The sequence below is a fragment of the Calothrix sp. NIES-2100 genome, from assembly GCF_963875285.1.
In the GTDB taxonomy this organism is placed as follows: domain Bacteria; phylum Cyanobacteriota; class Cyanobacteriia; order Cyanobacteriales; family Nostocaceae; genus Aulosira.
Window position 1 is genome coordinate 5,494,768 of record NZ_CAWNLA010000001.1, and the last position, 14,095, is coordinate 5,508,862.

Annotated in this window: 13 protein-coding genes; 7 read left to right on the forward strand and 6 right to left on the reverse strand. The window is 36.9% G+C overall.

Annotated elements, in window-relative coordinates; all coding sequences use genetic code 11:
• Positions 1 to 1,185 (forward strand): PP2C family protein-serine/threonine phosphatase, encoded by a 1,185-nt coding sequence (locus AACU32_RS22440; RefSeq protein WP_096603360.1) that lies wholly within the window; start codon positions 1 to 3, stop codon positions 1,183 to 1,185.
• Here AACU32_RS22440 and AACU32_RS22445 read toward each other — a convergent pair.
• From AACU32_RS22445 to pssD, 5 genes are all read right to left on the reverse strand, one after another.
• Positions 1,172 to 1,495 (reverse strand): anti-sigma factor antagonist, encoded by a 324-nt coding sequence (locus AACU32_RS22445; RefSeq protein ID WP_096603362.1) that lies wholly within the window; start codon positions 1,493 to 1,495, stop codon positions 1,172 to 1,174. The genes AACU32_RS22440 and AACU32_RS22445 overlap by 14 nt on opposite strands.
• Before the next feature lie 182 nt (positions 1,496 to 1,677).
• Positions 1,678 to 2,148: an ATP-binding protein gene (locus AACU32_RS22450; RefSeq protein ID WP_096603363.1), complete on the reverse strand. Its 471-nt coding sequence runs from the start codon at positions 2,146 to 2,148 to the stop codon at positions 1,678 to 1,680.
• Positions 2,149 to 3,147: a sugar transferase gene (locus AACU32_RS22455; protein WP_096603365.1), complete on the reverse strand. Its 999-nt coding sequence runs from the start codon at positions 3,145 to 3,147 to the stop codon at positions 2,149 to 2,151.
• Complete coding sequence (locus AACU32_RS22460; protein ID WP_096603366.1) at positions 3,147 to 3,659, reverse strand: glycosyltransferase; 513 nt, start codon at positions 3,657 to 3,659, stop codon at positions 3,147 to 3,149. Before AACU32_RS22460 ends, AACU32_RS22455 begins: the two co-directional genes overlap by 1 nt.
• Positions 3,656 to 4,111 carry a PssD/Cps14F family polysaccharide biosynthesis glycosyltransferase gene (pssD, locus tag AACU32_RS22465; protein ID WP_096603368.1) on the reverse strand — a complete coding sequence of 152 codons (456 nt, stop codon included), beginning with the start codon at positions 4,109 to 4,111 and terminating at the stop codon, positions 3,656 to 3,658. The genes AACU32_RS22460 and pssD overlap by 4 nt, the downstream gene beginning before the upstream one ends.
• A 439-nt stretch (positions 4,112 to 4,550) precedes the next feature.
• Here pssD and AACU32_RS22470 point away from each other — a divergent pair, with 439 nt between their 5' ends.
• The 4 genes from AACU32_RS22470 (at position 4,551) to AACU32_RS22485 (ending at position 9,126) form a co-directional block, all read left to right on the forward strand.
• Positions 4,551 to 5,582: a glycosyltransferase family 2 protein gene (locus AACU32_RS22470; protein WP_096603370.1), complete on the forward strand. Its 1,032-nt coding sequence runs from the start codon at positions 4,551 to 4,553 to the stop codon at positions 5,580 to 5,582.
• A gap of 180 nt (positions 5,583 to 5,762) precedes the next feature.
• Positions 5,763 to 6,746, forward strand: a complete 984-nt coding sequence (locus tag AACU32_RS22475) for a glycosyltransferase (RefSeq protein ID WP_096603371.1) — start codon at positions 5,763 to 5,765, stop codon at positions 6,744 to 6,746.
• Positions 6,747 to 6,777: 31 nt separating this feature from the next.
• Positions 6,778 to 8,073: a lipopolysaccharide biosynthesis protein gene (locus tag AACU32_RS22480; RefSeq protein WP_096603373.1), complete on the forward strand. Its 1,296-nt coding sequence runs from the start codon at positions 6,778 to 6,780 to the stop codon at positions 8,071 to 8,073.
• A gap of 21 nt (positions 8,074 to 8,094) precedes the next feature.
• Positions 8,095 to 9,126, forward strand: a complete 1,032-nt coding sequence (locus AACU32_RS22485) for a glycosyltransferase family 2 protein (protein WP_096603375.1) — start codon at positions 8,095 to 8,097, stop codon at positions 9,124 to 9,126.
• Between the two features lie 248 nt (positions 9,127 to 9,374).
• On the opposite strand, the gene AACU32_RS22490 is transcribed toward AACU32_RS22485, so the two are convergent.
• The gene (locus AACU32_RS22490) at positions 9,375 to 10,580 is read right to left on the reverse strand and encodes a glycosyltransferase family 61 protein (protein WP_096603376.1); all 1,206 of its coding nucleotides are present in this window, start codon (positions 10,578 to 10,580) and stop codon (positions 9,375 to 9,377) included.
• 863 nt (positions 10,581 to 11,443) lie between these two features.
• Here AACU32_RS22490 and AACU32_RS22495 point away from each other — a divergent pair.
• Entirely contained in the window at positions 11,444 to 12,463 is a 1,020-nt protein-coding gene (locus tag AACU32_RS22495; protein WP_339378177.1) for a polysaccharide biosynthesis/export family protein, read from the forward strand.
• Between the two features lie 215 nt (positions 12,464 to 12,678).
• Positions 12,679 to 14,094: a GumC family protein gene (locus AACU32_RS22500; protein ID WP_096603378.1), complete on the forward strand. Its 1,416-nt coding sequence runs from the start codon at positions 12,679 to 12,681 to the stop codon at positions 14,092 to 14,094.
• Position 14,095: the final 1 nt, after the last annotated feature.

Below are 14,095 nucleotides of genomic sequence, written 5' to 3' on the forward strand. Positions count from 1 at the left end.
ATGACGGAAATATCTAATTCTCCAGTAAAAATTTTAGTAATTGATGACGACCGCGTTATTCAATTAGTTTTAAAGCAAACTCTTCAAGCTCAGGGATATGAAGTCATTCTGGCAACAAATGGACTACAAGGAGTAGAACAAGCTTATAAATACCAGCCAGCCCTCATTATTTCTGATTGGCAAATGGAGGAAATGGATGGTTTAGAAGTATGTCGCAAAATTAAATCTGAACCATCCCTATCAACGACATTTTTCATCCTCCTCACCTCACGCAAAGCTGTAGAAGACAGAGTTGAAGGTTTAGATACAGGTGCAGATGATTTCTTAAGCAAACCCATTGAAGTGAATGAGTTAAAAGCACGAGTTCGTGCTGGACTAAGACTTTATCAGATGAATCAAGAACTGAAAAGATTGGCGCAAGATTTACAAATCCAAAAGCAGCTTTTAGAAACAGAATTAAATGAAGCTGCGGATTATGTCAAATCCATTCTTCCCGCACCGATATCGGGAAAAGTTACCATCAATTCTCAGTTTTTACCCTCTCATCAATTGGGAGGCGATTGCTTTGATTATTATTGGCTAGATGAGGATAACCTAGTAATATACCTTCTGGATGTCTCCGGTCATGGATTAGCGGCGGCGCTACCTTCAATTTCTATACATAATCTGTTGCGATCGCATTCTCTCCCTAAAGCCAGTCTCTATAATCCATCGGAAGTTCTCCAAGATTTAAATCAAGTATTTCAAATGGATCAGCACAATTCCCAATACTTTACTATTTGGTATGGGGTTTTTAACCTAAGTTCCTATCAATTAACTTACTCTAGTGCTGGACATCCTCCAGCTTTGTTACTATCGCCTTCAAATGACTCTGGCTTAGAAGTAAAACAATTAATTATCCGCGGCTTACCTATCGGAGCATTTACCCAAGCCCAATATCATAATGCTGTATGTGACATTCCATCTGGGAGTAAACTTTATGTTTTTAGTGATGGAGTTTATGAGGTAGAACAGTCTGATGGGAATATGTGGAATTTTAACAGCTTCATTGATTTACTCACTGTTTGCAATCAAGAATTTTACACTGATATCAGCCAGGTTTTAGAGACGATCAAAAAGGTAACAGGTAGTCAAATATTTAACGATGACTGTTCTTTATTAGAAATTGAATTTAAGCCAGAGTAAGATTTTTAATAAATGTATCTTGATCCGGCAGCACTTCAAAAATTTTTGTTGTATCGCTGAGTTCTAGAATCATCCTAATTTGTTCATTAATAGAACAAATTACCAGCCTTGCTTGTTCTTTTTGCACGGTTTTTAGGATTAACAGGAGAGTGCCAAATCCTGAACTGTCCATAAAATTAACAGATTGAAAATCCAACAAAAATGTTTCGAGGCCTGTGTCAATAAATTTACAAATCTGGTTATGAATTTCTCTACCTTGTCTACCATCAAAAATTCCTACTGGTTGAATAATTTTCATTTTGTAATCCATAAATTTGATTAACAAGCTGTGATTGCAATAATAGGTAAGATGCAGAAATTAGGGAAAAAAGAAGTTCGACTCTGTCTTTATTGTCCCATGACAATGCAAATGCCAAAATTAAGAAATTTAGATTTTTCCTGATTTTGTATGGAAAATAACTGTCGCTGAATTTTGGCGAATTAGTCTCTGTATTAAAGAGCGATGTTTTTCTTTAATAACAAGCAGTTTCTATCTCCTGCTTCCCGAGTGTAGCTAACAGTCCAACCGTAGTCTCTTCTGAGCTTCAAAAGAAAAATACAGCCCCAATGAGCTTCATGATCCAAAGGGTTAAAATGGCGATCGCTAGTCTGTTGATTGAGTTGTTCTAAGAGTGCTTCTAAATTGAAAATATCACCTTGATCCCAAATAGAAATCTGGAAATATTCTGAGTCAAGTTTCGCTGCTAAGTCAACAGGAGTTTGTGGACTCAGGTGGCTGTGAGCATGACGCACTACATTAGTAAAGCCTTCAAGCAATGCAGTTTGAGCTTCTATCCACATTTGGTAAGGTAGCTGTTTACAGTTGAATTGCTCAAACCATTCGACAACTGTTGCCATTTCATCTAAATCGCTGGCAACTTGTAGGTCAGAATGATGAATGAATGAATTTGTTTGCAGTGACATTTAGACAGCCCCAGAATCTTTTTGGAAAACCACAAGAATCGTTTTAAAAATTAACTTTAAATCATAAAGTAAACTCCAATTATTTTGATAGCGTAAATCGAGTTCGATGACATCCTCAAAATTACGGATTTTTGAGCGGCCGTTGACTTGCCACTCGCCACTGAGTCCGGGTCTGACATCCAGTCTTTGCCAATTAGTAATTTCATATTTTTCTATCTCATCGGGAGTTGGGGGACGAGTTCCCACTAAGCTCATATCTCCGATGAGAATATTCCAAAATTGGGGGAATTCATCTAAACTAGTTTTGCGGAGAAAGCGCCCAACACGGGTAATCCGCGGATCACTATCATTTTTGAAAAAAGCACCAGCTGCTTGGTTAGCAATAGTATCTTTGAGCGCTTCCGCATTTGTTACCATTGAGCGAAACTTCCAAATGCGAAACCGTCGCCCCATCCAGCCACAGCGAATTTGACTAAACAATACAGGCCCAGGACTATCAAGTTTAATCGCGATCGCAATCGGCACAAATAACAAAGCGGTGACAAGCAATCCCAGAATTGCACCGACAATATCAATGGCGCGTTTGATGGGCGATCGCACCGAAGGATGGGTTAAGGGTGGACGCTGTTCAAGTTTGCGGTTTGCAGTCGGGATAATCGCCTCAGTGTGAGCTTCAATATTAAATATCTGCTCTAAACCTACCAGGGAAAAAGCCAGTTGCACTTGCGGCTGGACACTCCAAAAAATTAATTCAATCTTTTTCCCCTGTGCAGATTTATGATTACTTATCAACGAGCCAACACCACTACTATCGATAATTGTGGTTTTGCCAAAATCTAAGATAATTTTGGCGATATTCTCGTCTTCTAACCAAGTTTGAAACTCCTTGCGGAAGGAAACAGCCTCGATGACAGTTAATCTTGAAGGTAGTTGGACTAAGAGAATGCTGCCTTTACGAGTCGTCTCTAGAGATTTTGTAGTTTTAGGATGAGAACTCATCATTTGGATACACCTACGGAAAGTTGTGGAAAAGTTTGACCAAAACGAGATTGCAGACTATTGCATAGTGCGATCGCCGTAGCAGTAGATACGTCAGCAACGGACACTTGTCTGGGGTTTTCGATAAATCGCACCAAATCTCCTGGCGACCAGGCTATAGGTACATTGATCTGTGACAGTGCTAGCGCTAGTTCTACTTGATGCTCGTCAACATGTTCACCAAATCTCTGGCTGCGAGGTACCAAAATATAAGGTTTATCCAGAGAATCCAACAGCAGTAAGGTTCCTTCCCCACAATGAGCTATCACTATTCGCGCTTGCTGAATCAATTCCTGAAATTGTTCTTCTTTGACAAAACGATAAACCTTAGCACCAGCGGGTAAGACGGCGTTAGAACTACCATATTGAACAACAACGTCTTCTTCAATTAGTTGAGTTTGGAGCAAGACCTCAACCCAAGACATGAGGCGATTGAAGGGATACTGTTCTGTGCCAACTGTGACAAAAATCATACGCTTTCCTGAGGAATGATGAGTTCGGCTTGGGGATAACGGGCTTGAAGTTGCGGCCATTGCACATAAAGGACGCTGAGAAAAGGCAAAAGTAATTTGGCTGATAAACTTAAAGTCTGAATCCGAGTTACAGATTCAATAAATGCTGTTTTGCTACCGAATAATTTGCCAATCATCAAAAAGGGGACAGCAACACCCGCACCTGTAGAAATTATCAAGTCTGGTTGCGTTTGGCTGATGACTTGAAAAGCTAGAAGCAAATTCTTGAACAAATTCGGTAGGTTGCGATTAGTCGGACTAAAAGCCCAATACACTGTTTCTTGAGCCAAAGCAGCTTGTGTAGTTGCAGTTTTAAAAGTCACCCAAACCCGTTCATGCTGTTCCCAAAACGGACGCAATTGCTCTATACCTTTAAAATGTCCACCTGACGAGCAAACTAATAATACTTTCATAGATAGAGATAAATTTCCCTTAAAATTCTCTTTTGCCGTTGATAAAAGTCAGATTCTAGTAATTTTTGCGGAAAATTTGGTTCAAAATTATTGAACACCTTTTTGGAGAAGTTATAAATTGCTTCCTAACTTCTAACTTCTCACTTATTGACCTTTATACACTATTTCACAAGTTTTCAGAATTTTCCAGATAATTCTTGCAATATTTGCTACCAATTTATTCTCAAAGCATAGCTAGTATTTTATTTTTTAGGCTGGATAAAGCTTCTGGATTTAGGCACTAAGTCAATAAACACATTTAATGGAAATACAATATATTTATCAAGGGAAAAAGTACTAAATCCGACGTTAATAATTTCCGGTAAATAAGTATATGCACTGATGTCAGTATAAATAATTTTATTTAGTCTGTAGAGACATTAGTGTTATTAATTTGACAATGAGTGGTCATACTAAAGTTTCTGTTATTGTGCCTGTCTATCAAGTAGAGAAGTACATACATGAAACAATTAGTTCAATTTTGCAGCAGACATGGCAGGACTTTGAGCTATTAGTTATAGATGACGAGTCACGCGATCGCAGTGTCGAGATTTGTCGAGGGTTTTCCGATACGAGAATCAAAATCATTAGCCAAAAAAATCGCGGATTAGCTGGAGCGAGAAATACAGGTATTCGCCATGCTAAAGGAGAATATTTAGCCTTTTTAGATTCAGACGATTTATGGCTACCGCAGAAATTAGAAAAGCATCTACATCATTTAGACCATAACCCAACTGTGGGTATTAGTTTTAGCCGTTCTGCCTTTATTGATGAACAAGGAAAGCCTTTAGGCATTTATCAAATGCCTAAACTCAAAGATATTAGTTCCAGTGATTTATTCTGCCGTAATCCTATAGGTAACGGTTCAGCCGTAGTCATTCGCCGGGAAGTTTTTCAAGAAATTAAATTTCCAGAGACTGTTGATGGCATCCAGGAAGACTGGTATTTTGATGAACACTTCCGTCAATCTGAAGATATAGAATGTTGGTTGCGAATCATTCTGCAAACCAATTGGCAAATTGAAGGGATTCCTGAAGCTTTGACTTTATATCGTGTCAATTCTGGTGGTTTGTCTGCAAATCTGCTCAAGCAGCTAGAATCTTGGGAGCGGATTATTGATAAAGCCAAAGTATACGCCCCAGAGTTTATTACACAATGGGAAAATCCCGCTAGAGCTTATCAATTAAGATACCTAGCGCGTCGAGCTGTGAGACAGCGTGATAGTAAGGTTGCAGTAGAATTGATTAACCGTGCTTTGATGACCCATTGGCAAATACTTTTAGCAGAACCTCATCGCACAATCTTGACTTTATTGGCTGCTTATTTGCTGCGGCTTCTACCTCAATCATTCTACTCTCAGCTAGAATTTCTCAGTTTGAAAATCACAGGCGCTAACCAAAAACGCCAAATTAGCCAAGACCAATTTGTTTAATTACATCACCATTATTGTTCTTTAACAAAATCAATTTTCATTCATCTTCAGTCTCGACTTCTCTCGGTGTTAGCCTAACCAAAGTCGAAAGCTAACTTGTACATTTTTTGTATTGGCTGTTAACTGCTGAAGGTTAACAGTCAAATTTTGAATTCTTATTGATGATCTCTGAGTTTGAACATGAAACCAAAAGTATTACATTTAATCAGCGACACAAGAATGGGTGGAATTATGTCTGCCCTGAAAAGTTTGACTTCTTCCTCTTTAAAGGAAAAATGGGACTTTATTATTGGCTCTAGTGAAAAATTATCTGAAGATAAGAAAGATTTATTTAAAGCAATTATTGTCCACGATTCTCGTAATTGGCAACGATTACTGAAATTATTAATCATCAAAATCCGAAATCCCCAAGCCAAAATAGTTATTCAGGAGCATCATTATTCTGAAGGATTTGTGCAATGTAATGTTACTCATAAATTTCGATTTTATTTGATGCTCAAATTATCTTATGGTATTGCTGACTGGGTAATAGCTATTTCTGCTGGACAGAAAAAATGGTTACAGGAAAATCGCTTAGTGGCGGATAAAAAATTAGTTTTAATTCAGCAGTGTCGAATTCTCAGTGATTTCTTAACAGTTCCAATAAAACCTATAGAACAGCCGTTAATTGTCGGAGCTTATGGTCGTTTTCACCCGCAAAAGGGATTTGATATTTTGCTAGAAGCAATGAAATTAATTTCTGATTCACCGATTAAATTACGCATTGCTGGTGAAGGTGATGAAGAACTCAAATTAAAACAATTAGCTCAAGGAGTCAGTAACGTTGAATTTATTGGCAGAATTGATAATGTACCTGAGTTTCTCCAAACTTGTGATGCAGTAGCTATTCCCTCGCGCTGGGAACCAATGGGAATTGTTGGTGTAGAAGCTAAAGCAGCTGGTAGGTTTGTAATTGCTACTGAAATAGATGGTTTGACTGAACAAGTTTATAACTGCGGTGTTCTAGTTCCACCACAAGATCCCGTAAAGCTAGCTCATGCGATCGCCTCCATTCCTGAGCAAGATATAGAAGCACTACGTCAAATTGGTCGCCAATCAGTTGCAGGAGCTTGGGAGAAATATTTAGACGAATGGAACACTTTTCTTAGTCAAATCACTAAATAGCTTCTCTCTTATTGTTCAGGAATAAATCAAGATGAATTTGGCTAAAGATCTAACTAACAAACTCAGATATAAACTATCAGATAAATTTATTCAGAATTTTAGCTGGCTGGGGGGAGCGCAAATTGTTTATCGCTTCTTCCGTTTAGCAACTACAGTCACATTAGCTCATTTGTTAAGCCCTGTTGACTATGGTTTAGCAGCACTGATATTGACTACAAATGAATTTGTTAATGTATTTGCACAATGTGGAATTGACGTTAAGCTAATTCAATCTTCCGAAGAAGATATCAATGATTTATGTAATACTGCTTACTGGTTGAATTGGGTTATATATAGTAGTCTTTTTATTGTCCAATGTATTGTTGCTTTTATTATCGGTTGGTCTTATAAAAATATTCAGCTTGTTTTGCCTATTTGTCTGATGGCAACATGTTATTTAACCATCCCAATCGCTTTAGTTCAATGTGTTTTAATTCAGCGTGAAAATCGCATGAACGTTATAGCTGTTACTCATATGTTACAGCTTTGCGTTGATTGCATCTTAACAATCATCATGGCTTTACTTGGTATGGGAATGTGGGCTATTATTCTACCAAAAATTTTAGTAGCTCCTATTTGGGTATGGAGGTGTTATACTAATCATTCTTGGCGAGTCAATAGTAAATTTACGTTAAAAAACTGGCAAATAATAGTCAAATTCGGTCGTAATATCTTGGGTTCACAACTACTTGCAACTCTTAGGAATAATATTGATTATTTCTTAGTCGGTACATTTTTAGGAGTCGAGCAATTAGGAGTATATTATTTTGCTTTTAATGCTGGATTAGGAATTAGCCTTGGTATTATTACAGCGTTTGGGTCAGCTTTATTTCCTTATTTATGCTCCGTCAGTAATAATATTGAGCATTTAAAAGAACGATTCTTTAAAGGATTAAAAACAGTAGCTTTAATTACAATTCCACTAATCTTACTTCAATCTAGTCTATCACCCTTTTATGTACCCTTAATCTTTGGTAAAAAGTGGGTTATAGCAGGTGCAGTGCCAATTTTGATTCTTATTTGTTTGTCCGCTATTCCTCGCCCCTTTGGAGATGCAGCTTCGCAAATTCTACGTGCAGTTAATAAACCAGATATCGATTTGAAATGGAATGTAATTTTTACCGCAATCTTAGTAGTTGGTTTAGTTGTGGGTCTCCAATGGGGTCTGGTTGGTGTTGCAACCGCAGTGCTAATTGTTCATATTGTCACCATACCTATATTCACCCTTTGGTCAAGTAGATACGTCATCGCCACACATCCAGATACAATCCTCAAAACCTCAATCTAAACCTAAAATTTGATAAATTCTATGCCGAAAATTTCGGTCATTGTACCAGTTTATAAAGTTGAAGCCTACATTGCAGACACTATCTCTTCAGTGTTAGCGCAGACATTCTCAGACTTTGAACTATTGATTATTGATGATGGTTCGCCAGATAAAAGTATTGATATTTGTCGGCAATTTACAGATGCGCGAATCAGAATTATCTCTCAGGAGAATCGAGGATTAGCTGGAGCGAGAAACACTGGTATTCGCCATGCGCAAGCAGAATATCTAGCATTTTTAGATTCAGATGACCTCTGGACACCACAAAAACTAGAAAAACATCTCATTCATTTAGAAAACTCCCCTTCTGTCGGCGTTAGTTTTAGCCGCTCTGCTTTTATTAATGAGACTGGGGAGTTCATGAATGAATATCAAATGCCTAGACTCAAGGAAATTACCCCATTCCATTTACTTCAAGGTAATCATGTTGGTAATGGATCAGCGCCAGTTGTGCGACGAAAGGTGTTTGAGGAAATTAAATTTACTGCAAATCTTCATGCTACTGTCGAAGATTTTTATTTTGATGAAGCCTTTAGGCGTGCAGAAGATATTGAATGTTGGCTGCGTGTTGCTATCCAAACCAATTGGCAGATTGAAGGAATTCCTGAAGCTTTGACATTATACAGAGTAAATTCTCAAGGTCTTTCAGCAAGTCTATGGCAGCAATTTGAATCCTGGGAACAGGTACTAGAAAAGACTCGTTCTTACGCACCTAATTTAATTACTCAATGGGAAAATTTATCTAAAGCGTATCAGTTACGATATTTAGCACGAACATCTGTGCGTTTGCGCATGGGTGCTGTCGCCGTACAATTGATTCACCAAGCTCTCAAAACATACTGGCCGATAGTATTTGAAGAACCTCGATTTACAATTTCAACTTTAGTAGCAGCCTATTTACTCTGGCTATTACCACAGAACCTTTATAACAAAATCGAGGGTTATGCTATCCAAAAAATACGCATGTTGCGCAGACAACGTATTTTTTCAGACAAACCAGGACTTATACAATAGACTGACTTGTCTGTTTTACATAATGTTCCGTGAAATCAGATACCCGATTTTTTGAAAAAGTCGGGTATCTTGCATTTCAACATAATTAATTCGATAGACCACTACAATTTTTAGTGGTGCTGATTAAGCAGATTATTTGTGAAGTCAAGATAATTGTAAAGGCACAACAATGTTGTGCCCCTAACTTTATAATTTATTGACCTGCAAAACGTTGTACTGATGCTACTCCCAAAAATCGAACTGGCTTCTTAAACGTTCATCTTCTTCACGAGGTCTAATAATTTTTGGGTATCAACAATCATATCTGCATCATGAGTTCTTAAGTCACCTTTTGGAGAATCCCCCAGCAACGCCGCATACTCAAACCCCAAACCGCCGCATAGCTCATAATAAGACGCAACAGGTACAGTTTTTGCAAATAGTTCAATCAGTTTTAAGTTCTGAGAAAATATAATATTAGTCAATCCTGCTCCATGAGGAGATATTATCATTTTTGCATTAGCAAACAAATGAACTTGTTCAGCAAAACTCAAATCCTCCGTCACATAATCTACAAAACCCAACTTTTCTAATTCCTGAATGACTTCTTGCTCATTCACTACCTTTCTGACTAAGGTATTGCGTCTTGAGACATAAATATGGGTAGGAGTAGGTTTACTCTTAATATTTTCCGGCAGATTATTAATTATCCGTTCCGCTAACCAACGACAAGAAGCGGGAGAAACGTGACAGTAAAATCCATCTTCTTCTTGCACAGAACGCCGAAAGGAAGGAACCAGTAAATTATTTACTAACATCCTTTTTCCATTCCATTCGTGATAATCTTCTTCGCTATAACCGAGTAATTTTAAACTATCTATTTGATACTGTTGTAAATTTGGGCGAATGATTAATTTGATTTTGACACCAAATTTTCTTTCATACTCCATTACGCCTTCTAATCTAGTGAGACAATCGATTAGCCAATGAAAATAATTATTATCCCAAGGACATACCAGAGAAAAGACTGTATCTTGATGAGTACAAGGGTAGAACTTTTTTAAGAATAGAGTTCTCAGAGATAAAATTCTTGCTAAATGATCTGCTGTATATTGAGGCCAGCTTGTTTCTAAGATAACCCTACCTTGACTATCAAACCCAGTAGCATTTTTTCCGGCTAGCTCACCATTCTTGATACTGGCTACAAATGGTTTAGCAAATACTAAATTTTCAAATTCCTTAAACTTCTCGTGATCTACTCCATTTTTTCTCTTGAGAGAACTTACTTCATCTGTATCTTGAAAAAAAAATGGAGCGGTCTTGAGTAAATCATTTCTATCTACCACCTGCATTCCTGATAATTTCAAGAATTTAATGATGGGTTTACGGAATTTATATTTAATCCCGCTACGATACAAGGCTCTGTAAAAGACTCTTAGAGGAACAATTTTCTTGAGTGTAGATTTTAAGGACATTTATTTCTCACATTAATTATAAAATTAGTTCAAGAGCATACATCTAAATTGCATAGTTGACTTAAATCAAAGTTTTTTGCCATGAGACATTTTTCCGCCCAAATTATACAAAATAAATGTTGAAATAGTTTTCAGTTGCTTATGCAAGCTTATGTAAAAAAAGAAAACATTTTCATTACAAGATAAACTTTAAGGCGGTAGATACTACTTTGATTAATGATTAGTTTGCCGAACTATAATTGCAGTTAACTGACAGCAAGACCATCAAAGCAAAGATGCTATTGTTAGGACAAACCAAATATTTTTTTGCTAACTTCTCACTAACTTATATAGGTCTATTACTATCTATAAAATAAATAAAATTATCTCGCAATGCCTCAGCATTTATACATAAATTATTGTATTTTAAATCAAATGTTTGAAAATAGGTATAGCGTTTCTCGATTCAGGGAGGTACGCAAAGACATAATGAACACAGATAAATTTTTACCTTAGCAGACTAGTAACCGCTATAAATATAATTTGCTGCTTAAAAATGTACAGGTGGATTGTATCTACTTAGTAGTTACTGCGAGTTGCACAGGCCGCAATAAAATTAAAATTACCGTAATTTTACGGTTATAGATATTCAGCATCCGCTTTTATAGTTATTATTACCGATGGCTGTTGCCTATGATCTGTTTATTATGAGAATTTTCTGGATATTATAGAAGTATTTAAAGAATAATCAGAATAAATAAATTTAATTGTATTTCAATTAATAATGTGATTCAATTCAATCTCATTACATGATTGAAGTATTATTTACAGCCAGTCCTCTTATGTTTAATAGTTTCTGTAAAAAAGCCCTATGGATCATAAATGTGGCTTTAACAACTCTGGCTTTAGGAACACCTTGTTTCGCTTTACCTCTTTCCAGAGGCGATCGCCTCAATATATTTATTCTTGAGGGAGAAGGATTTAGCGGCAGTTATGTAGTTAATCTGGATGGCACGCTAAATATACCCTATCTCCAGCCTTTACTGGTAGAAGGTTTAGAACCCTCACAAGTAGAACAAGTGATTTCTCAGGCTTTGCTGGAGGCAAGAATATTTAAACCGAATGTTCTTCAGGTAAGCGTTAAAGTTGTCTATTGGGCACCTGTGCAAGTTAGTGTCGCTGGCGAGGTTTTTCAACCTGGTACTGTATTAGTTAATGCAGCTTCTGACGCTCAAGCTTCTCTGGCTCAACAATCGACTCAAATATCAGGCAATTACCCAAGCGATCGCTATTTAACTTCTGCCCTGCGTTCAGCTGGGGGAGTAATGCCAAATGCGAATATCAAAGAAATTCGCCTAATTCGTGGTAATCAAGAAAAAATTGTTGATGTATCAGGTGTCTTTACTGGTGAATTTTTTGACGATTTGCCGCTGATTGCTGGGGATCAAATTGTAGTTCCTAAAGCAGAAAAATTTCAATCTGATCTGATACGTCCATCTCGCATTACTCCCCCAGGAATTAAGGTATATATGTCTAATTTAACGGTTCCTGCTACTAGTAATGCAACTGCTTCGATTAATCAGGATTCTAGCAGCTTTCCTTATGGTTCTCACTTATCTCAAGCTGTGATTGCAGCGAATTGTGCGGGGGGAACTCGCTCAACTAATGCTCATAGACGAGCAACTTTAGTCCGCACTGATCGGATTACTGGTGAGACTAAATATCTAGATCGACCCGTAGAAGAACTGTTAAGAAAGTCTGATAATGACATAAAAAATCCATTTTTAATGCCTTATGATGGTGTTGTTTGCTATGATTCAAGGTTTACTAATGTTAAAGATTTTATCAATACGATTGGCGGTTGGATATCACCATTTTTATTACCATTTTCTATTTTTAAATAAGCATATAATTAATTTTTTCTGTAATCTCTATCTTAAAAATTTATAAAAAATATGTAATTGCTGCTCAATTAATACCAATTTTGAATACAGATAAAAACCTTTCTGTTTATTATTTAGTTCCTTCAAAGGAGCGAAAAATAGAAATGATTTCTACTGTAATACAAACAAGTATTTGAATGTATTATTCGATTCCATCAAGGTAGCGAAATGTCAAAATGAGTACAGAAAAGACAATTTATTCCTCTCGTTGGAGATTGGGCGTAAACCTATGGCGACCATTTCGTTACGTAGGTTTGGGTTTGATTTTTAATTCTTTAATCTGGGGTTTTGCTATAACTTCTTTAAAAAAAGCTAAGCCAGTTTATAGCAGCGAGTGGGCTTTGATTATACCAGGTTCCGGAGCAGGAGTTAATTTTAATATACCTGATATTGGTCAAGCCTCATCTTCTAGTGTCTCTGCATTTGGCAGTTCTTCATCAGATCCCAGAGCCAACTACAATTACATCATCACAAGTGAACCTCTTTTAAGCGAAGCTGCTGCTTCTTTGAAGATACCTCCTGAAAAATTTGGTAAGCCACATATAAAATTAATCGATAACACAACAGTTATCCAACTTGAGATTACTGGTTCTAGTGCAAAAGAAGCTCAACAGAAATCCTGGGCTATTTATAATACTTTAAAGCATAGACTTAATATACTTAGATCTGAAGTAGCAGCTGGTAGAGATGAAGGAACTAAAGCATCTTTATTAAGTTCTCAGGCTAAGCTCAAAGAAGCACAAAACCTTCTATCTCAATATAAGGCTCGTGCTGCTTTAACTTCAGTTGAACAAATTAAAGATCTTTTAACTAATATAGAACAACTGCGTAAACAACGGGCTGAGACATTAGCACAACAACAATCAATTGCTAATCGTCTTCAGCAGTTATCTAATAACTTGCGTATATCACCCCAACAAGCGGCTGATGCTTTAGCTCTACAATCCGATCAAGTTTTCCAACAATATTTAAAAGACTATAGTGAATCCAGTGGTACTTTAGAAATGTTGCTTTCTAAATGGGGAATGAATCATCCCCAAGTCATTAGTGAGCAGGCTAAATGGACGGCGGCTCAAGATGCTATACTAACACGCGCTCGTTATATCTTAAAAAGAAATATAGATAAAGAAAGCCTAGAACAACTATATTTAATAACTGGCGCAGGGCGAGTTTCTTTGTTTGAGAGTTTAGTAGGATTAGAAGCAGAACACGAAGGAATTTCAGCCCAGGCTAAAGGTTTAGAAGAGCAAATTAAATTGTTAGAAAAACGACAACATATATTGTCTCAAAAAGAAGTTACTTTAGATAGTCTAGAGAGAAATGTCAAAATTGCCGAAGCTGTTTTCAGTTCTACTTTAGCTAAAGTAGACCTGAGCAAAACTGACATTTTTGTTGACTATCCATTAGTGCAAATGTTAGTCGAACCGACCTTACCTGATAAGCCTAGTTCACCCAAACCTATGTTTGTATACGCAGGAGCATTTTTCGGTTCTATTTGTTGTACATCTGCACTAGTTATATTGTGGTGGCGTCAAAAGTTAAAAACAAAAGTTTCCCAACTGATGTCAAAAACTAAATCAGAATCCGAGTGAT